We start from the raw sequence: 20,931 nt of genomic DNA, 5'->3' as shown, positions 1-20,931 counted from the left end.
AAGAAGTTAGTTATATGTAAAAGAGCAAGGATATCAATCCTTGCTCTTTCTTATCTTTTTCTCTTTACTGGTTTACCTTTTTTAACTGGAACAGTCGTTGCATTACCACCTTGTTGAGTAAAAGCATAATGCAAATGCGGACTCATAATAATTAAATTAATAACCTGGACAAGTTCCTTGAAATGTTTGTTTGGTAAACGAACCGAAGCCTTTAAGTCATATGCATCTTTTCGAACATGCATATGGAATGGCTCTGTGTCTGTTTGATATTTTTTATCTTCATGAGGTTCAGAGTGAAACTTCATAACAATATTGCCATCACTATCATAGAAGTCGTACTGATAAAATTCAATAATTCCTTCACTAATGATTTCTTGGCAGGAAAGCTTTGTTAAATCTTTAAAGACGATAGTTTTTCGAATCGCTCCAGGCGGGTTGGAAGGGAGACCAGCAGCACCGTTTCGGATTTCTTCAATTACGTCCTCGTATTCTTTTTCGATTAAACGAAAATTACTTCTCGGTATTCCCGTAGACATTAATTGCTTTTTGTCTCTCTATGAAATATTTCCAAGCAGACGCATCTGTTGATTCTTCAGATGTTAACTCATCTTCCGTTTTCAAGCCTAACGTCCTTTGGAATTCCCCTCCGTACTTTGTTTCATATAAACTCAACTGGTTGATTAAGAATAACGCTTCGTTATTGTCATTTAAGTTGTTAGTACCTAATTCTTCTTGCTCCTCTTCCCAATCCTTAATGATTTGAGATACTGGATATTTCTTTCCTGTTCTTGAAGTCCAAATGGTATTTGCTGAAATCCTTGCTTGTTTATTTGTTTTAGTTCTTTCAACACCTAAAAATCTACCGTCAGAAATCCAATTGTTGATTGTTGTAATGGATACGCCAAAATACTTTGCAAGTTGTCCTGTCGTGTATGTAGGAGCGTATACATCATCTTCTACTGCTACATCAGCCATATGTTTAAGAACATTTTGTAGGTACTCTTTTACCTTGTCACTATTACCTAAAATCTCTTCGTTCAATTGACTATACTGTAATTTATTAGGATTGGTTCTATCTAGAAAGTTTGCTAAAACCTTGAACAGTAATACGTTATAGTTTTCATCTTGAAGTAACATTTGTTTCGCTAAAGAGCTTGTTTTTCTCTCGAACTCTTGTTTCTCGTAAGTCGTGAGCATTATCATCACCTCTTGCCTCCTATTCTACACAAACTGCAACTAAACTGCAAGTAACTAAAAGAAAACTGTTATAATTATTTACTAATTTATGCTAAATAATACATTTTATGTTCATTTATAAGTGTAACGTTTATACAAACAACCATTTTTTATATCAATTATTTCAATCAAACAACCCTTGCAACCTTCCTAAATTTTTCGTAGTTATCTGCAATCTTTATGCTGTTTTTGTTGAAATATGATTTAAATACATGCCTATCCTTAAAACAAAATAATGGCAAGACCATGTAGTCTTGCCATTACCTGTATAATAGAAATCCTCTAATTTACCTCTGATAATAAAGCGTTTTCATTTTTAATCCATTTAAATCATGAAATAGTTTTTCCAGATATAAATGAAAATCTGGACCATTTTCTAATTTATTGTAGGTTAGTTCTTTTTCGATTTCTCTTTTAATCTCTTTGATGTGTGATTTAATGAAAAGCAATACATCTTCTACTTCCACTTGATAATGTGTTCCTTCTATTCTCTCAAAAATACCATCTGAACATTCACAATTAGAAATATTAACATCGTTTTTTACTACAATGTTAGATTCTGAAATTGTTTTTTCTTCCATAAAAAACTCAATATTTCTTAGTTCCAATGCACCAGATTCTAACACGAATCGAATAAAACTATATATACTATTCCCAGGAATCATGTAATCAATCATAACCTTTTTATAGCCACCCGATTCTCTTGCATGTACATGGATATTGGTATCTACAATTCCGTTTTTATTTGCCACACTTCCTGAATAAAACGTTAACATATTTACTACAAATTCTAGCTGCTCATCTTTATTAACGATTTCCACTTTATAGTCATAATCGAAATCGTTCTCTCTATAAGCACAACCTAATTCATACAAAGGAAACTCTATTTCTTTATACCATTCCACATCTTCTTCTATTACCTCATATATTTCGTTTATGATGTCTATCATAAAATTATTTTCATAATTTGAGAAATGCGTTTCTTCTATCATTTCATTTAAAGAAACATAGAATAAGAACAGTCCCCTTACCCTTGACCTTATATCACTTTTCACTTGGTCCATCCTTAAGTTTGCAAATGTTTTTTCTATATTTAGTACATTCAATCCTGTGGCACAAAAGAATGTTTCGTAATTTTTCATAGCTTCTTTATAAATGATTTCCATTTTATCGATTCTATTTTCAAAATCCCTAATACTTAACATTTACAAAACAGCACTCCTTTAGTAAGATGAGACAATAATAACAAATAATCCGGAATAAAAGCTAACATTCTCGATTTATTTTTTTCTGGTAAAATACGTTACTTCTATACATTCCACCTCTTCTACTCTAGTTTTCGTTGAAGGTATTTGTGAAAATATAGGAAATACATATTAGGGAATTTTTTATTAATTAAGAAAAGTGTAAGCGTTTTATTTTTTGGATTTAAATAGTCATATTTATCTAAATTATTGGAGGCAATTATATGGGAGCTCAAATTAAAGTTGAAGAAAGCAATCATAAACATGATGTTTTAAAATCAACTCAAACCATTATACATAAGGCGTTAGAGAAATTAGGTTACTCTGAAGAAACATTTGAATTATTAAAAGAACCTGTTCGCATGTTAACTGTTAAAATTCCCGTTCGTATGGACGATGGTTCCACTAAAATCTTCACTGGTTATCGCGCACAACACAACGACTCTGTTGGACCTACTAAAGGAGGAGTTCGTTTTCATCCGAACGTTTCTGAAACTGAAGTAAAAGCTCTATCAATTTGGATGAGTTTAAAATGCGGAATTGTTGATTTACCTTATGGTGGAGGCAAAGGTGGCATTATTTGTGACCCTCGAAACATGTCTTTCAGAGAGTTAGAAAACTTAAGTAGAGGATATGTTCGAGCAATTAGCCAAATTGTTGGACCTACTAAAGATATTCCAGCTCCTGATGTGTTTACAAACGCACAAGTCATGGCATGGATGATGGACGAATATAGTCGTATTCGTGAATTTGATTCTCCTGGATTTATCACAGGAAAACCTGTCGTTCTTGGTGGCTCTGTTGGTCGCGATACAGCAACAGCAAAAGGAGTAGCGATTTGTATTCGTGAAGCTGCTAAAAAGCGTGGAATCGAACTTAAGGGTGCTCGTGTAGTGGTTCAAGGATTCGGTAACGCTGGAAGCTTCTTAGCGAAATTCATGCACGAAGCTGGCGCAAAAGTAATCGGTATTTCAGACGCAAATGGTGCCTTACATGATGAAAACGGCTTAGACATTGAGTATTTATTAGATAGACGTGATAGCTTCGGAGCAGTTACTAACTTATTCACTAACACTATCTCAAACAAAGAATTATTAGAATTAGACTGTGACATTTTAGTTCCAGCGGCAATTGAAAACCAAATTACCGAGGAAAATGCACATAACATAAAAGCAAAGATTGTAGTTGAAGCTGCTAATGGACCAACTACCCTAGAAGCAACTCAAATTCTAACTGAAAGAGGCATCCTACTTGTACCTGACGTTTTAGCAAGTGCAGGTGGCGTAACTGTTTCTTACTTCGAATGGGTTCAAAACAATCAAGGTTACTATTGGACAGCAGAAGAAGTAGAAGAGCGTTTAGAAAAAATGATGGTAAAATCTTTTAACAACATATACGACAACGCTCAAAATAGAAATGTTGATATGCGACTTTCAGCTTATATGGTTGGAGTTCGTAAAATGGCAGAAGCATCAAAATTAAGAGGATGGATTTAAATTTAAACTTCCAAGCAACCTATTCAATTAGGTTGCTTTTTTTGTTTGCTTACGATTAACAACTGCATGTCCTCTCCACTCCATTATGTATTTTTGAACATAACTTCCGCTCTATTACGTATTTTTGCACACAGCTTCCGTGCAATTATGTATTTTTGCGCATAATTTCCGTTCCATTACGTATTTTTGCACACAACTTCCGTTCCTTTATGTACTTTTATATGCAAATTCCATTATGATTTACTATTGCTTTTCCATGATATAATAGTAAAAAAACGGAGGATTAATTATGTGTGAAACAAATAAATGGTACGAATCAATCGATGAAAAATACATACGGGATAAAGAACGCTTCATAAAAAGCATGGAAGCTATGCTAGATACCCCAAGAGCCTTTAAAAGTAGAACAGAAAAGGCAGCCGAAGACAATCTAGAATATCTATGTCGCGACATTAAAACCAAACACAATGCGTGGTATAAGCTTCCTTGTGGGCACATCAAAATGATATCTAATGGTGATTTTTATAAAAAAGTATTTCATTGCTATGGTTGTGATGTCTTATTATGGGAAAAAGAAGCAGAAGAAAAAGACATGACATTTATTAAAAAAATAGACGGAGAAAAGGCTTTATATCAATTAAACGAATGCAAACATTCCATCATTTTAGGAACATCCCATGTTAGAAAATACAAAAACAGATATTGTGAAGAATGCCATATAGAAGAACTTAAATCTATAGCAGATTCAAGAGGGCTAGATTTCATAGAAAAAGAAAACGGTAAAAGTAGAAAAGCTGTTTATCGTTTTAGACAATGCGGACATACACATACACTGTATACGCATCATGTTAAAAAAGAAGGTTTTTCATGCCAAACCTGCAACCCTATTTTAAATAAGCGTATGAAAGCTTTAAATAACAAAGGAGTATTTATAGATAGCTTAGATGAAGAACAATTTGATAAAAGTATGGTAGCTCAAATGGGCAAAGCAACAAGCATTGAAAAATGGACGAGAGAAGCGACGGAAAAAGACTTAATCTTCTTATGCCGTGATAAAGACATTGGTAATTTTGGTTGGTACAAACTACCTTGCAGTCACATCAAAAGGATATCCATAGTAAATATACGTAATTGCAAGGATTCCAAAAATATTATTTGTCCCTATTGCTTGGAGAACTCTAGAATACAATCAGCGAAAGAAAAAGGTTTAGAGTTACTTCAGGTCTTAAACGGAGACAAGGCATTATATCGTTTTGAAAAATGTGGTCATACTCGCGAAGTTTATATATCTGATGTTGAGAGAAACAATCAAGTTTTGTGCCATGAATGTGTCGTAGACAAATGGAAAAAGGAAGCAAAAGAAGCGAATTTAACGTTTATCGAAAAAACTGCAAATAAAAAAGCACTATATAAGTGTAATTGTTGCGAAACACTTCAAGAATTTTACATCATTGCAGTAAGAAACAAGGAGTTCATTTGCAAAGGTTGTAAAGAACAGCAATAGAAATTACAAACAAAAAGAGCAGAAATTCATCTGCTCTTTTTAATTTAATAATTATTTATTTAATTCACTTTTATCTATATTCATATTATCCAGCCTCAATATGTTATAGGTGTTTTACAATGCCGTAAATCATACCGCTAACAGCAAAAATTAAGTAATAAGTAGATTCCGTTGTTTTTAGTTTGAACAATTCATTTAAACCGTTTGAAACAACTTCATCAAAGCTAAACCAAGATAAAAACCATCCTAGTAGTAAACCACATATTAATCCAGAAATCATTTGATAACCTCATTTTCCACTAATTTAGATTTTTAATTAAATTTAACTTCTTTTCCTTAATTAACTTATTAAGAATATTTACTTTCCCCTTGTTTTATGTATGCATTTTACTATATTCAAAAAATAATAACACTATTATTCTTCGAAAACTTTATTTATGTCAAAATAAACTATTATTTTTTACTACGTTAAAAAATCCCATTATAATATCAATGAATCATATAATGTACTAACCTAAGGAGGAATATTAAGTGGGACAAATGAGCCAAGAGCAAATAAACGTTGATTTATTCGATGAAGTAAAGAGATTACAGGAAAAAATTAGAGGTCTTGAAGATAGTTTGAAAACTTACAAAGAAGAAAACGATAATTTTGAGAAGTCTACTCACATTGAAGAATTTTTTTATGAATTAAATGTAAATGATAAAGGAGAAATACCTTGTTTAATAAAAGCAAACGGAATTGAACACACCTTCGGTATTACCGAAAAGGATGCAAAAGCATTTCTCCACATCTTTCAAATGCAAAAAACAAAGTAAAGAACAGCTTGGAGAGATTATTAAAAATATGGTTAGAATCATTTAATCACAAAATTGAAAATGAACTATTAAAAGTAAGCTTCCCAATTATCGGGAGCTTATTTTTCAATAATAATTCCCATAACCAAATCCAAAATATTTTGTAGACTACGATATTCTGAATATGTTATACTAAACGCGCTGAAACGTATTCATTCCAAGTGGTCGCACGTATGCTATATGTATACATGCGTCTTTTTATTTTATTCGCATAATAAACCTAAAAAACTTCCTAATAATCTTAAAGATTCTAGGAAGTTTTTTCTTTATTTCTATCTTATTTTTTCACTTCAATATGTACTGAATTCCAAACTTCTTTTAAAAACAATGATTTGTCTGCTTCTAGCTCCTGCATTGTGCCCTCTACGCGTTTTTCTCTCTTAAGACAATAAGAACCATACAATAACTCTTTCGCCCTTGTTGCCGCCACATAGAACACTCTACGCTCTTCTTCTAATTCCTTCTCGAAATCTTCTTTTTGTTCATTCGGGAACGTTAGATTGTCTAATCCTGTAACAAACACAACCGGAAACTCCAATCCTTTTGATTTATGGACCGTCATTAAAGTAACTTTAGGAGAAAGACTATCTTGGTCGATATACAAGTCTTTTAAATATTCATGGAAACTTTCAATCGACATTCTCCCCTGTTCTTTTTCAGCTTTATTCGCTAAACGAATCAATTCATTTAATCCTTCTGCTACTTCTTCCTGCATCCAAGAAAAACTTTTTTCATATACTCGTTTTTCATAATTTATCTCTTTTAGAATCTGCTCTATTGCTGCACCAATTCCATTCTCTTGTAAGGTACGAGAACAATTGTCAAAGAAAGAAATTAATTCTTGAATCCCTTGCTGCCCAGCTTTTGTAATTGCGTTGCTAACTTGGTTGAGTATAAGAAACTCATAAATATTACCTTGGGCATTTCCTAAAATAAATTCAGCCGCTTTAGGTCCAATACCACGCTTTGGTTTGTTTATAATACGTCTTAAACTAAATACATCTTCCGGATTTTCTAGCAACTTCAAATAAGCAATCATATCTCTTACTTCTACCCTATCAGCAAATTCTGTATCGCCAGTAATTTGAAGCGGAATCTTATGTTCTGCGAATACTTTTGCAAACTTACTTGCGTGGGAATTATTTCGGAATAGCACAGCTATATCATTGAATTCAAAGCGTTTACTTTCTTTTAATGCTAAAATTTCTTTTGCAACTAATACTGCTTCTTGTTCGTCATCAAGTGCTTCGAAAATCTGAATTTTATCACCCAGTTCTTTTTCTGAGAACATATTCTTTTTCTTTTGATTTTTGTTATGTTGGATGATTTCATTTGAAAACTCAACAATACGCTTCGTAGAACGATAATTTTGTTCTAATTTAATAATCTTCGTACCAGGAAAATGTTTTTCAAATCCCAAAATATTTTCGATTTCAGCACCTCGAAATCCATACACACTTTGAAAATCGTCCCCCACTACACAAATGTTTTGTTTTTCTCCTGCTAATAACTCTACAAGTTTGAATTGAACATGATTGGTATCTTGAAATTCATCTACCATAATGTATATAAATTGCTCCTGGTATCGTTTGCTTACATCTGGTTTTTTGTCCAATAAACAAACCGCATAAAACATGATATCCTCAAAATCTAGTAATTTACGAGTCAGCAACTCTTTTTGGTATTCCGGATATACAATTTTTAATGCTTCATACATAACTGATTGTTCTTCTTTTAAATTAGTTAGAAAAGCACTAGATTTTTCCCAATTCATGCATTGTAACGTAGGCACATTTTTAAGTAATGCATTAGGAGAAATCAATAATGTTTTTAAATTGCTTATGTATTCAAATGTATTTTCTTTTGTGATGGTAGCCTCTTCTTCGTCACTTCCACCACTTAGGTTATGTCGTTTAATGATATCATCTAGTATTTTCTTAGACTCGTAATTATTGCAAACACTAAAGTCAGTAGGAATACCTAAATACTGTCCATTTGCTCGTAGCATATCCATGCAAATTCTGTGGAACGTATCTACCCATGTATCCTTAAAATCTAAATGAGGCATATTATTTCTAATACGAGACATCATTTCATTTGCTGCTTTTCTAGTGAACGTAACCATTAAAATATTTTTTGATTTCACACCTAACTCCAGTAAGTGTTCATATCTTTTGGTAGCTGTTGTTGTTTTACCCGAACCTGCTCCTGCTAAAATAAGCAAAGGACCCTCTAGTTGTTTTACTGCTTCTAGTTGTTGTTGATTTAAACCCATGTCATCACTCCTTCTTTTAATGTTATAAGTTATTTATTTGTTGTATCATCTATACATTGGTTATCTATTTATTTAAACAAATTCTACTTGTGATTTGTGCGCTTTTTGAATTTAATTTTTGTGTTTCTAATAAAGTTAAAGCAATTTCATTTAAATTAGAAAAAGCCGCAAATTTATACGGCTTTTGGCGCTAAAATTTAATTTCATTCTTTATACGTTTTATTTCTTTTTAAATCTTAACAAATCACAAACAACAGCTAAAACAACACCTGTGTTTTCTTCAGTTCTGCTCCAGATATTTAATTCACGAAATGCTTTTTGTAACGCTGAATCGAACTGCACCGTTTCTTGATTCTCACTCATTAATCCTAGCATAGCATGAGCAAGCTCTTCTTGGTCATCTTCAAGATTCCAAAACATATCATTTAATTCCATTACAAGTTTTTGGCTGTCCATTTTTATTTTCTCCTTCGTATTCACAGTTTTGTTTTTTTGTTTATTTCATTTCTTAATTATTATAATTTACTTTTAAATTTTAAGTTAAAAATAACAATCTTTCTTTCCAATCACTGATATAACAATGAAAAACAGACCTTTTAGCTATTCTAAAAGGTCTGGAATATTTCTTATTATCCTGTTTTAATAATGATTACAATATATCTATCCAATCATAAATATCATCAATCGTATCATCATCGAATACGACGAATCGATGTTCATTTTCACTGACTTCATACAAATGTATTTTGTTGGCGTCTACATGAGGAGATAACACTTCTTTTATTGATTCTAAAAAAGCTTTCGCTCCTGTAATATACAAGTGATTTCTTGTTTTTATCATAAAGCTTTTGTCTACCATATAACCTGCTAAAAAAGCCCGGTTCCATTTTTCTTCTAAATGTGGAAAAGTCATCTTACTTTTTGCATTCATGCCATACTTTCTAACAGTTTCATATAGGTGTCTAGAATTAAAGCGATATGCCAGTATACCTTTTTTACTCGTATACCCTCCAACATCTTCTCCCCTCAGAACATCAATTAAAGGTTGTATAATGTGTTTCTTCTTTTGATGCATTGTGACTTGAATAACATAGCCATTATGTTGCTCAAGTGCAGAACCTGTTGCAAAGAGCAATCCTAAATGATAGGCTTTTTCCTCCGAATCAATTTCATCAAAATAATGCTCGTTTAATTGGTGTTTTCTAATTGCTTCACTTAGTTCCCTTGTTTTAACATCCTGGTAATTTAAATAGTATCGTATAGTTTGTTTATCTATATTATGTTTCTTTCCTATTTCAGCAAGAGAATAACCAGCATTATACATATCAGCAAAATCTGACGCCAAATGTTCGTATAGCCTTTTTTGTCCACCCGATTTTCGTTCGACTCCCCTTTTTTCAAGTACCCGCGTCACTATTTTTATATCACACTTATGCTTTTTTGATATATCAGACTTAGAGTATCCATTTTTGTATAGCTCATACCATTCATCAACATACTTATCCCAAGGACTTTTAGGTCGAATTTTAACAAGTCCTTGTAACGTCCGATTCACTGTTTTAGCATCCACGTTTTCCAATTTTCCAATTTGTCGAAATGACATCCCCGATTCATATAATTCTTTCCATTTTTCTTTGAACTTTTCATATTTTAATCCTTTCTTCATGTTGCACCTCTTGTTTTTTCTTTTATTGTAACATCTAAATATATTTTTACGGAACACCTTTTCTTTTTCGCATCTTTTTATAAAAGAGGACAAAAGATTCTTTCTTCCCTTTATTTATTTCAGTTTCCATTCTTATTCTGAATTTATATCCCCTGAATTCAGAATAACGCATTAAATACTGAATATCTTTGCATTACCCTTAATTTTCTTGTAATTTTTTCTGAAAAAGAATTGACTTTTTTCTTTTTGGGGTTTTAATATTAAAAAGTGCATTAACAAAGGAGAAAAAGCTATGATTAACTTATACATTAAAAGTTCTTGTCAATCGTCTAGAAAAACTGTACATTTCTTTAACCAAAATGGGATTGAATACAATGTTACCAAATTGCAAAAAGATGGTATTTCTAAAACAGATTTGAAAAAGATTCTTTTCCATACCGAAAACGGCATTAGCGACATCTTAACTAAAAACTGTTTTAAGGATGTTGAACATATGTCTACCGAAGAATTTTATGATTTTATTGTAGATAATCCAACTGCATTACGCACTCCAATCATATTGCAGTCAAGCAAATTAATAGTTGGTTTCAACGAGGACGAGATTCGTACATTCTTACCTCGAAGAATAAAAAAAATAGCGATTAAACGCGTCCTACAACTATGTGTTTAGACATTCTAACCAAAAGAGCCTAATTATATTTAGGTTCTTTTTTCATTTCATTAATATCCAACTATCCTATATGTATATTTTCTTTTTAGTCAAATGAAGATATATCACTAAAAAAACTACAAATTCCAATTAAAAACAACCAAAATTTGTTATGATGAAAACATGTAACTCTTAATCTAAAAAGGGGCGAATTCTATGAAAAGCAGATACAAAAAACACTTAAAAAGAATTGAAAATAAAAGTCCTATCATCGCATTTTCAATAGATAATTTATACAACAAAAGCGATATCATACATAAAGAAGCATTACATACTTTCAACAAATACATGGGATTAGATGCTACACAAGTTTTTTCTACTAAATACAAATTCATCAAAGAAGAAATGCATACTAATTTAATCATGTTTACCGACAACTATTTAATGTGCGGGAATCATGAATACATCTACTTATTACTGCCGCTTCTAGATGGTACATATAAAGTGATTGAAAAAGAAAATAAAACCGAATGGGCAAACGCCTATTGGGAAAAAGAAGACCCTAACAATGAACGCGATTGGCGTTTCATGGATGAAGATATAGATGATTTATTTTGTTATATTATTGAGAAATTCGAAAAACATATCAAAACTTACTAAATCTTATATGAATATCAAATAACCACATGTTATTCTGAATTTGCAATCCAAAATACAGGGGGAAATTGTATGTCTATCAAAGAAGAAATCCTAAAAAAATACAATGAATTAAATGAATTTTTACAAGGAATTGATATAGAAGCTCTTCAAAAAGAATATACCCGTAGCGAATTAAAAGAATTACAGAGTGCAATTTACGGTGTAAAGTTGCGTTCATTGGCTTATGAAATCTCTGAAGTTGTAGATAAAATGAAAAAAGAAGAATATCCGGAATTATTAGGTGTTCATCATTATCCTGACTTAAAAGAAATTGATTTTCTTTCAGAAAAACAAAAGATAGAATTAGATAAATTTCTAGTCAAATTCCGAAAAGGAAATTATGTTTCTAACCTTTGGAGGATTGGCAACGATTCTAACCTTGCAAAAAAGATAGAACAATTCCTATTAGATAAGGGAATCGTAGAAAAAATTTTTTATGTAAATTGTTCAAGATGCAGCGATAATTATTTATCTAAACAATTAACTGAAACCGAAAAATTAGAATTAGATGAATTATTTAAAGACCCATCCAAAAACGAAGAACGCTATGATAAATTAGAGGATGGCACATTATATGAATACTGTGATGAATGTTCTTATGAATTAAAATTCGAACGCCCTTCCCCTCTACAGTATGCAGAACTTTTAAAACTTGTTAAAGAAAGAGATAAAAGTTTAGACAATGTATGACGAACCAATTCAATCTTTCAGCAATATGTTACATACAAAAAAGCTCCTTTTAATACTAAAAGGAGCTTTTCATATTCATTACTTCAAACGTTTTTCAAGTTCTGCTTTCTTCTCTTCAAATCCAGGTTTACCTAGCAGAGCAAACATATTCACTTTGTATGCTTCTACGCCTGGTTGGTCAAATGGATTTACTCCTAATAAATAACCACTAATTGCACATGCTTTTTCGAAGAAATACACCAAATATCCTAAAGTATATTCATCCATCGCAGGAAGATTCACGATTAAGTTAGGAACTCCACCATCAGTATGAGCTAATAATGTACCTTCAAACGCTTTTGTATTCACAAAATCAACTGTTTTGCCAGCCAGATAATTCAAACCATCTAAATCAGAATCTTCTTTTTCAATTACAATCTCATGTCTTGGTGTTTCTACTTTTAATACTGTTTCAAATATGTCACGACGACCTTCTTGTACATATTGACCTAATGAATGAAGGTCCGTAGAGAAGTTAGCCGAAGATGGATAAATACCTTTTTGGTCTTTCCCTTCACTCTCACCAAACAGTTGCTTCCACCACTCAGAGAAGTATTGTAATCCTGGTTCATAATTAATTAGCATTTCAATTGTTTTGCCTTTGTTGTATAGCGCATTACGTACTGCTGCATATTGATAAGCTGGATTCTCTGCAAGTTCAGGTGTCGAGAAATCTTTACTAGCTTGCGCAGCACCTTTCATAATTGTTTCGATGTCTATACCACTAGCTGCAATCGGAAGCAGACCTACCGCTGTAAGGACCGAATAACGCCCTCCTACATCGTCTGGTATTACAAATGACTCATACCCTTCTTCTGTAGCTAAAGTCTTTAATGCGCCACGAGAAGCATCAGTTGTTGCATAAATACGTGTGCGAGCTTCTTCTTTTCCATATTTCTCTTCTAATAGCTTACGGAAAATACGGAAAGCAATTGCTGGCTCTGTTGTTGTACCTGATTTAGAAATCACGTTAACTGAGAAATCTTTATCTTTTAATACATCCATTAAATCTCTTACATAAGTAGAACTAATGTTATTTCCTACGAATATAATTTGTGGTGTTTTTCTTTCCTCTTTAGGAAGCACATTGTAAAAAGAATGGTTTAGCATTTCAATTGCTGCTCTTGCCCCTAAATAAGAACCTCCGATACCAATAACAAGTAAAATATCAGAATCAGATTTGATTTTCTCTGCTGCTTTTTGAATTCTAGCAAATTCATCTCTATCATATGCTGTCGGTAAATCTACCCAGCCTAGGAAGTCACTTCCCGCGCCTGTTTTATTATGAATTGCTTCGTGAGCTGTTCTAACAGCCCCTTGCAAATAAGTTACTTCATGTTCATTTAAAAAGGTCAATGCCTTTGTATAGTCAAATTGAATGTGTGTCATGTTGTGTTTCCCCAATTCGTTTTAAATAAATACCCATTACAGATTTCTACTCAAATCGAAAAAACCTTTGAAAAGAAACCAAACTTCCTCCCCCCACCTATTCATATGCATTCCTTGAGGTGGAGGAATTCTTTTTGATTTCTTGTTAAAATAATCCGTGTTTTTCTAGATTATAAATTTTCTATTTCTAAATCCACTTCTAATTCCAGAGCTTCATTACATGCTTTAAATAACATTTCAAACATATCTTTACCGCCACTTGTGTAAAAGTAATTAGATAAGTCTGTTATATCTGCTGAAATATTATCTCCCCACGGCGGTTGCTTAGATAAATCTTCAATATCCCACACTACTTCTGATGGTGATAATAGTTTTAATTTTTCACGAGCTTCTTTCGCTTCTTCAATAGCATTCGGGATATTTTGGAATTCTAATCTTCCATTATATAATTCTTTCATTAAGTGTGGATATCTTGTTCCCCAACCTTCCTTTTCTAAATGAAAGCTAATAGTTGAGAAAAACGAATGTACAAAATCCGCTGTACCTAATCTATACCAGAGAAAGTCTGCTTTAAATCCTGTTGCCATAAATACATCTCCTTTCCTATCTAGTCTCTTTCGATAGTCACCTTTAATTTACCGAATGTTCTCTGCGATATCTCTTCTTTAATCTCTTTCAAAGTTTGAACTGATACATTCTGACCTCTCGCATCAATAAAAGCTATCTGCTCTGCACCTTCAGGTAGGTTCTTTAATCTGTATTCAAACTGCTTCAGCAGAACATTAATTAACGAGCGCTTCCCTCTTTCGGTAGTAAGGTTATAGTTCTTAACTTCCAAACTGCTATTTAAATCATGGTCAAAACCATCGGGTCTCGTACTACCCTTACTCGCATATGGTACTTCTTCTCTATCTTTAAATGACACTTGGTCTTTATAATTAGGGTACTTCTCGTATGCATGTTTTTCAGATTCTCGCCAATGCGGTCTAGCAAACATGAAATAACTACTCAAATAATTTCCCCAGTGTCCTGCCGATGGCAATGTACTAAGTATAGCTTCGCTAGTTAAACCAACACCTGCAAAGGCAGGCTGTAACCGTGGCGGAGTAATTTGAGTTATTTTAGAGAATCTAGCTCCTCTAGCAAGTGTAGAAACTTTATCTAAACCTTTACCTCCAAGGAACCCTAATCCAACCGATGTTACAAGGTAAGAACCCCAACGAAAGCCACTTTCAACATCACCATGCCAAACATCATCCATAAAAGAATCTGAAAAGGCATTCCACATTGTAGGGAGAGTTTCATCATAATTTACAATTGCATCCCACATGTTTGACCATGTTTCACCGTCACCTAACGCTAGAAAACCTTCTATTGCATCGCCAACACCTTGTTCTGCGCCTAATGTAAGACCATCCCATCCTTTTTGCAAGTCGGATTTGGAATTGATTTTTTCACACATTGCCCCTTCATCAATAGGTATTTCAACAGCAAGTTTATCTACTTCACGGAACTTTACAGCAGAATGAATTAATTCGTCTGCTATTTTATCCATTTCATTAATAATAACAAATACCTGTGGCTTAGTTTCATTGAACATGTGATAAAAACTTTGAGCTGCTGCACCTGACCATCTACTGCACAAGTCTTCCATTTGATTATATAACTGCTTATGTATCGACTCTATATCATATCTTGCATTTCTAACTCTCTTTGCGACTTGTTCAAGTTGTTCAGGTGTTACCTTTATTTGTACCATACCATCCCTTCTTTTCGAATTATTTAATTAATTAAGAAAATTATACCATATTTAATTGCGACTTTCATAACTCTCAAAAGTCCAATTGAAGAGATAGAATACATATTCCCTTTAAGACTCCCACGTTTAAAACTGCCAGCCCTACACCTTATGTGGCTGGTGGGATTCTTGAATGACTAAACGTTCGCAGCCCATTTCCGTTGAAAAAAACAAAATAATGAAGTACATATATTTTTCTCTTTGCTATAATTAACCCACACAATTGTATAAATATAATTTCGGATAAGGAGATTTTTATGTTTAAAAAAATAATCAGTCTACTCTTGGTAGCAGCCATTATCGCTATTGGTTATACCCAAAAGGATGCATTACTTGAAATAGTTAAAGCGGGCGGTATATATGCGGTCTTTATTGGAATCGCACTTGTTGGAATGACTGTGTTCTTCCCTATTGTTCCTTACGTAGTTCTGGCAGGGATTATTGGTGCGGTTTTCGGTGTTATGCAAGGGATATTAATATCTTTAACCGGAGCAATGACAGGAACGATGTTAATGTTCTTTTTAGCAAGATATGGATTTAAAGATTGGGCACAAAACAAATTAAAACAGTATCCTAAAATACAAGAATATGAATCATATTTAGAAAAAAACTCTTTTATGGCTATCTTATTTGTTCGTCTGGTTCCTATTGTGCCAACACCTGTCGTAAATATTGTTTGTGGATTAAGTAAAGTAAAATGGACAACGTTTTTCCTTGCTTCTTCTCTAGGTAAATTACCTAACACATTAATCATTACTATTGCAGGCGCAAGTTTTACTCAAAATAAATGGCTATCCTTTGGAGTATACGGAGCATATATGGTAGTTATTCTTTCCATAAACTATGTTATTTTGAAGAGAAAAATGGAGAAAGAAAAATTAAATCTTAAATAATATATTCTTTTAAACAAAAAAAGCAGGATGATATTACATCTTGCTTTTTTAATATGCTTAATCTTACAAGTTCATAACTTTAGTAACAGAACCCTTCATCACCATCGTATCAATCCCACTTCTTTTCATTAAATCCAACTTTAACAGAAAGATAGGATATTTCATCTCGTATAATTACCGCGCCTAGTCTCCCGTGTTTGGAACTTGCACCGAAATCTACTCCAATTACATTTTCCCATACAAATGGAGCATACTCATGGAAATTTCGAATAGCTGGATTAATCTTATAAGTGGGAACATGCCCTGCTACTACTGTGTAAGGAAAAGATTTTCGTATGAAATCTTTATCGGTAAAGTATTCTCGCAAATAATCATCATAAAAAGAATTATTCCATAAAAAATGTGATTCCGTATGATTCAACAAAAACATATTAAATGATGAACAATTTCTCCACATTCTAAAATCTACTCCACTATGTGAAAATAGATATTTATCATCTATATGGTATAGCTTCATTTGTTCTATTAAATCTAGATATTCTTCCAGGAGCTTTTTATCATCCACTAGTTCAAATAAAGGCAAATAACTTCTTTTGTTTATGATAATCTTTTTGTACTTTTCAGATTCATGAATGGATTCCGGTCTATACGCCCTATATAAAATGTCTTCCCAGTGCCCCTTTAGCACGATTACTCTTTCCATATCAGCTAATTCCAATATCTTTTTCGCAACTTCTTTACTCTGCTTTCCATAGCCCAAGTAATCCCCTAATAATACGAGTTTATAGCCTGCTCTTAAGTAATCTGCACATTTATCTAAAAGATGCTCAAATTCATCGTATCGACCGTGAATTCCGGCAATCACAATATATCTAGACATACTCTCACCTCACTTATTCACATTATAAAACGACTTCGGAATTTAAATGTTTTAAACCTGTATTTTTCAGAATTAGAAATGCCGGTTTCATTTCTAAGATGTTTTTAATATAATAATATACTTTTCCAATAACTGCTAAAGTTTTCCGAACTTCATATAAATTCAACACAAAAACAAAATTCGTTTTACAATATTAAAAATCAAAAGGAGTTTGATAAAAATGGTAAAAATTTATGCAACTTTAAAGGAAAACAATCAAATCTGTCTAAACAAGGAATCTTATATGAAAGTAATGAACAATATCTATCCTTCTAAGTCTCTTATTCGCTATGAATCAGGAGAAGATTATCCTTTAGAACAGATGGACCTATCTACATTCGTTACGTTTGTATTTAAAGAGAACGAAGAGGGTTGTGAAGAAACATTCGAATATGAATCTAACATTTCTTATCATAATCAAGATAAGTTCCAAGATGTATTTACAAACGGAAATAAAACTTTATATGTGATATATGGTTATGAGGTTGAGACAATAGAAGCAAGGATTGAAAACAATAAAGCAAGAGAGACGCACAGTGACCTTGTAGAGACTAAAATCCCTCTACTGGCTTAATATTATCTTCATATACTGTTACACACGTCTGTAATCAATCTAATGGGTTTCAGAGCATTAAGATAGTATACTTATTCATTTAAGTTCTGCTTTGCAGAACTTTTTTTACTGCAACAACGAAAAAAAACAGATGATATTACACATCTGCTTTCTTTGGTTCTTCAGCTGTCACTTCAATTACATCTGTATGTTTAGGTTCCATTGGCATAATTAGAGCAAAGATTATATATACAAATACTCCTGTTATAACTCCAGTAAAAAGTGTAAACAACGCAAACACTATGCGTAATATAGTAGCATCAATATTGGTTAACGCTCCAATTCCACCTAATACACCTGATAACTTTTTATCTGAACGAGAACGAAATAGTTTTCTTTTCATCTCTTATATTCACCTCCTTACTTGTTATACAACAAATTTTGTAGTTAGGTGAATATTCCTTAAAAAGTTGCATAAAATACACCATAAGGCTTACTCTAATTCAGTCTTTGGTAACACATTTATTTAGGTATTCATAACAGGTAATGTTTTTAAGAAACGAATGTTCCGTCTAGAATTTGTTCATACATATATACTATTATCTAAGAAAGGAAGTTATTTCATTTTTTATACAAGTAAATACGAATATTGTATGTTTTTATTAAAATTAAAAAATGAACATGAAATTGTATATTTTGTTATTTTTTTCCTGAGACCCCACTTACCTTTAATTAGAATAATAAATTTATAACATTAGTAAGAAGAATAATAAGAACAATAGATAAGAACAATATAATTAGAACCTTTAACAACTTCATTCCACAATCCCTTATATACCAACTACTCTCACTACTTCTTTCTACTTATTCGAAGATATTTAAAACAGATAACATTAATTTAATTTCATCAACATCCCTATTAAAATAAATCACAACTTTCTACAATTTATTCAGAGGTTATAAATATGTATTAACAGAGCAAATTCGAAAATCACAGATTAAATATAAAAAATCACAGGTTGTATATAACAATTCACAGACAAAATAATAAGCAAAAAAATAACGAACACCCGTTTTAGGTACTCGTTTCTTTTCTTCGTATTATATTTTGTTAACTAACTTGTTGCGGAACAAGATTCTAGCCTTCTTATGTATGTAATTATTTAAAAAAGACCAACACATTTAGCACTCGCTAAATAGCCAGTGCTTTCCAGTATTATACAACTTCAGAAATTTCCATTTCTTGTTGTATCCTATCTTTATGTATTGCTAAATAAGAGCCGATAGATTGTTTCATTTCTTCAATGAATTTAAATCGCCCTTTTTCATCAATAGCTTTATTTCCATTTAGTTGTAACCATTCTTTAATCACATTCAATTGTTCGAATGCTGTCTTTTTGATGGCTTGAACGCGACCAACTACTTCTTCTTTTTTCACTTGTAGTGTCGCAGCATCTTCTTGTGCTTCCCCTACCCCATCTACGTCTTCTACTTCTACTACTTTTTTCACTCGTGAAATAACCCATTCTTCACACCATGCTTGTAGCGTCTTGTACATACGTACAAAAAATCGGTGTTTTTGTTTAATAGGTTCAACTTCTTGATGAATTTGTATAAAGCCTACATCTTCGCCGTGAATGTCATAGGAGATACGTTGATGTAAATATTCGTTTTCAAGCAAGCTTTTCACACTGTCAGCTTGATGGGCATACTTCGCCATTTCTTCAGCTACCACAGCATACATAATAGAGCTAAAGTACGCAGATACTTTCTTTGGAGCATCCAATTCTTCTTTTTTAGATATTAAAGCTGGCACAATGCGCTCAATCGCTGCATCGTAAACAAAGCGTGCAAGTTTTTGTAATTCATCTTTCGCAGACACTTGTACACCGTGTTCATTTGCTAGTTCTTTTTCTTTTGCCAAGAAAGAACGATAAATATACTTACCCATTCTTTCGATTTCAATGCAGTATTCATCGGAAAGAAACTCATGATATCCTGCTTCAAAAAGTTTCTTTCTCAGTAATGTACGCTCTGTGTGGTTTTCTAGGAATTCTTGTAATGTATTTTGTGCAAACGCAAATACAACCACTTCTTTTTTAGCGAAACGGTTACTTGCGATACCAACATTTACAATATTACGAAGACCAGAGTTTTGGATAGCACGAATTGCTTCTTCTAAACGACTTTTAGTAAAAGGAATCGTCTCTCCGTTATGTACAGATGGAATGATGTCACATACTTTAATTGATACTCTTGTATTTTTTAAAGTAGACATGCGGAACGCACCCATTAACAACAAACGTTTTGCATTAATAGGCAAATTGCGGAATTCATCTGTGTAGAAGAACTTATATTTTTTGCAATATCTGTCTGTTTTGTTGTTGTATAGAAGATTTGTTTTACCGATGTTAAAACGATATAGTAATCCTTCTCTTCCTTCTACCGGTGCGAACACAAAACGACCTTTTGCTTTAGAAACAAACTTATTCACGATTTCTTTTAAGTATTTCTTAGTCGTACCGGCTTTTTCTGCTAATTCACCTAATTCAAGACGAATTTGTCCATCCCAATCCATATGAAGCAAAGAGAGCAAACAAACATCAAACTCTTTTGCAGATACATTTTTTAGTAAGTAGTTATAAGTTTCTTCATGAATCATTGTTTGTCCCTCCTTTGTCCAATTTCGTTCAGAATGATTATCTGTTTATGATATTACACCCTTCTTTATTTCATTTCCATACTGTACCTTGAAGCACATTTGCTAACCACTGACACAAAAATACTGTACCTTGAAGCACATTTGCTATTTTTTATACCTACTGTACCTTGAAGCACTTTTACTGTACCTTGAAGCACATTTGCTATTTTTTATACCTACTGTACCCTGAAGCACTTTTACTGTACCTTGAAGCACTTTTATATTTTTAGTGACTACTGTACCTTGAAGCACATTGTACTGTACCCTGAAGCACTTTTTTAGTCGTTATTGTAAGAAAAATGTCGAAAAACCCAGTCATAGC

21 protein-coding genes are annotated in these 20,931 nt (G+C 32.5%); 8 read left to right on the top strand and 13 right to left on the bottom strand.

The annotated features are described in order from the left end of the window. Positions 1–50 precede the first annotated feature (50 nt). The 3 genes from PDL00_RS01125 to PDL00_RS01115 form a co-directional block, all read right to left on the bottom strand. Positions 51–536, bottom strand: coding sequence for a toxin-antitoxin system TumE family protein (locus PDL00_RS01125; RefSeq protein WP_270725548.1), 486 nt, complete (start codon positions 534–536; stop codon positions 51–53). After that, on the bottom strand, positions 511–1,206 hold the full coding sequence (locus PDL00_RS01120; protein WP_270725547.1) for a hypothetical protein: 696 nt from the start codon (positions 1,204–1,206) through the stop codon (positions 511–513). The genes PDL00_RS01125 and PDL00_RS01120 overlap by 26 nt, the downstream gene beginning before the upstream one ends. 317 nt (positions 1,207–1,523) lie before the next feature. After that, positions 1,524–2,441 carry a hypothetical protein gene (locus PDL00_RS01115; RefSeq protein ID WP_270725545.1) on the bottom strand — a complete coding sequence of 306 codons (918 nt, stop codon included), beginning with the start codon at positions 2,439–2,441 and terminating at the stop codon, positions 1,524–1,526. A gap of 263 nt (positions 2,442–2,704) precedes the next feature. Between PDL00_RS01115 and PDL00_RS01110 the strand changes: the two genes are divergently transcribed. Both PDL00_RS01110 and PDL00_RS01105 read left to right on the top strand, forming a co-directional pair. Then, a complete protein-coding gene (locus PDL00_RS01110) occupies positions 2,705–3,976 on the top strand; it encodes a Glu/Leu/Phe/Val family dehydrogenase (RefSeq protein ID WP_270725543.1) in 1,272 nt (423 codons plus the stop codon). A gap of 289 nt (positions 3,977–4,265) precedes the next feature. Next, positions 4,266–5,480, top strand: a complete 1,215-nt coding sequence (locus PDL00_RS01105; protein ID WP_270725541.1) for a hypothetical protein — start codon at positions 4,266–4,268, stop codon at positions 5,478–5,480. A 103-nt stretch (positions 5,481–5,583) separates the two neighbouring features. Here PDL00_RS01105 and PDL00_RS01100 read toward each other — a convergent pair whose 3' ends face one another. Further along, a complete protein-coding gene (locus PDL00_RS01100; protein ID WP_270725539.1) occupies positions 5,584–5,760 on the bottom strand; it encodes a hypothetical protein in 177 nt (58 codons plus the stop codon). Between the two features lie 251 nt (positions 5,761–6,011). Between PDL00_RS01100 and PDL00_RS01095 the strand changes: the two genes are divergently transcribed. After that, positions 6,012–6,299: a hypothetical protein gene (locus PDL00_RS01095; protein WP_270725537.1), complete on the top strand. Its 288-nt coding sequence runs from the start codon at positions 6,012–6,014 to the stop codon at positions 6,297–6,299. A gap of 316 nt (positions 6,300–6,615) precedes the next feature. On the opposite strand, the gene PDL00_RS01090 is transcribed toward PDL00_RS01095, so the two are convergent. The 3 genes from PDL00_RS01090 to PDL00_RS01080 all read right to left on the bottom strand — a co-directional run bounded on the left by PDL00_RS01090 (position 6,616) and on the right by PDL00_RS01080 (position 10,279). Beyond that, a complete protein-coding gene (locus PDL00_RS01090; protein ID WP_270725535.1) occupies positions 6,616–8,613 on the bottom strand; it encodes an ATP-dependent helicase in 1,998 nt (665 codons plus the stop codon). Positions 8,614–8,832: 219 nt separating this feature from the next. After that, a complete protein-coding gene (locus tag PDL00_RS01085; protein WP_270725533.1) occupies positions 8,833–9,069 on the bottom strand; it encodes a hypothetical protein in 237 nt (78 codons plus the stop codon). A gap of 193 nt (positions 9,070–9,262) precedes the next feature. Next, complete coding sequence (locus tag PDL00_RS01080) at positions 9,263–10,279, bottom strand: hypothetical protein (protein WP_270725531.1); 1,017 nt, start codon at positions 10,277–10,279, stop codon at positions 9,263–9,265. 292 nt (positions 10,280–10,571) lie between these two features. On the opposite strand from PDL00_RS01080, the gene PDL00_RS01075 reads away from it, so the two are divergent. The 3 genes from PDL00_RS01075 (at position 10,572) to PDL00_RS01065 (ending at position 12,317) form a co-directional block, all read left to right on the top strand. After that, positions 10,572–10,949, top strand: a complete 378-nt coding sequence (locus tag PDL00_RS01075) for an ArsC/Spx/MgsR family protein (protein WP_270725529.1) — start codon at positions 10,572–10,574, stop codon at positions 10,947–10,949. A 195-nt stretch (positions 10,950–11,144) separates the two neighbouring features. Beyond that, positions 11,145–11,588, top strand: coding sequence for a hypothetical protein (locus PDL00_RS01070; protein WP_270725527.1), 444 nt, complete (start codon positions 11,145–11,147; stop codon positions 11,586–11,588). A gap of 69 nt (positions 11,589–11,657) precedes the next feature. Next, complete coding sequence (locus PDL00_RS01065) at positions 11,658–12,317, top strand: hypothetical protein (RefSeq protein WP_270725525.1); 660 nt, start codon at positions 11,658–11,660, stop codon at positions 12,315–12,317. Positions 12,318–12,395: 78 nt separating this feature from the next. On the opposite strand, the gene PDL00_RS01060 is transcribed toward PDL00_RS01065, so the two are convergent. The 3 genes from PDL00_RS01060 to PDL00_RS01050 form a co-directional block, all read right to left on the bottom strand. Continuing rightward, the gene (locus tag PDL00_RS01060) at positions 12,396–13,745 is read right to left on the bottom strand and encodes a glucose-6-phosphate isomerase (RefSeq protein ID WP_270725523.1); all 1,350 of its coding nucleotides are present in this window, start codon (positions 13,743–13,745) and stop codon (positions 12,396–12,398) included. Positions 13,746–13,915: 170 nt separating this feature from the next. Continuing rightward, positions 13,916–14,332, bottom strand: coding sequence for an immunity 70 family protein (locus tag PDL00_RS01055; protein ID WP_270725521.1), 417 nt, complete (start codon positions 14,330–14,332; stop codon positions 13,916–13,918). A 20-nt stretch (positions 14,333–14,352) separates the two neighbouring features. Next, positions 14,353–15,504 (bottom strand): WXG100 family type VII secretion target, encoded by a 1,152-nt coding sequence (locus PDL00_RS01050; RefSeq protein WP_270725519.1) that lies wholly within the window; start codon positions 15,502–15,504, stop codon positions 14,353–14,355. Positions 15,505–15,800: 296 nt separating this feature from the next. On the opposite strand from PDL00_RS01050, the gene PDL00_RS01045 reads away from it, so the two are divergent. Then, positions 15,801–16,436 carry a TVP38/TMEM64 family protein gene (locus tag PDL00_RS01045; protein ID WP_270725517.1) on the top strand — a complete coding sequence of 212 codons (636 nt, stop codon included), beginning with the start codon at positions 15,801–15,803 and terminating at the stop codon, positions 16,434–16,436. Between the two features lie 109 nt (positions 16,437–16,545). On the opposite strand, the gene PDL00_RS01040 is transcribed toward PDL00_RS01045, so the two are convergent. Beyond that, a complete protein-coding gene (locus tag PDL00_RS01040) occupies positions 16,546–17,316 on the bottom strand; it encodes a metallophosphoesterase (RefSeq protein WP_270725515.1) in 771 nt (256 codons plus the stop codon). 220 nt (positions 17,317–17,536) lie between these two features. Between PDL00_RS01040 and PDL00_RS01035 the strand changes: the two genes are divergently transcribed. Next, complete coding sequence (locus tag PDL00_RS01035) at positions 17,537–17,929, top strand: hypothetical protein (RefSeq protein WP_270725513.1); 393 nt, start codon at positions 17,537–17,539, stop codon at positions 17,927–17,929. Between the two features lie 136 nt (positions 17,930–18,065). Here the strand turns inward: PDL00_RS01035 and PDL00_RS01030 are convergent, their stop codons facing one another. Beyond that, complete coding sequence (locus tag PDL00_RS01030; RefSeq protein WP_270725511.1) at positions 18,066–18,311, bottom strand: PspC domain-containing protein; 246 nt, start codon at positions 18,309–18,311, stop codon at positions 18,066–18,068. A gap of 813 nt (positions 18,312–19,124) precedes the next feature. Then, complete coding sequence (locus PDL00_RS01025) at positions 19,125–20,570, bottom strand: hypothetical protein (RefSeq protein WP_270725509.1); 1,446 nt, start codon at positions 20,568–20,570, stop codon at positions 19,125–19,127. Between the last annotated feature and the right edge of the window lie 361 nt (positions 20,571–20,931).

The sequence above is a fragment of the Bacillus cereus group sp. TH152-1LC genome (genome assembly GCF_027710505.1).
GTDB classification, from domain to species: Bacteria; Bacillota; Bacilli; order Bacillales; family Bacillaceae_G; genus Bacillus_A; species Bacillus_A mobilis.
Note: the sequence above shows the minus strand (reverse complement) of the source record. Positions and strands in the feature narration are given on the sequence as shown.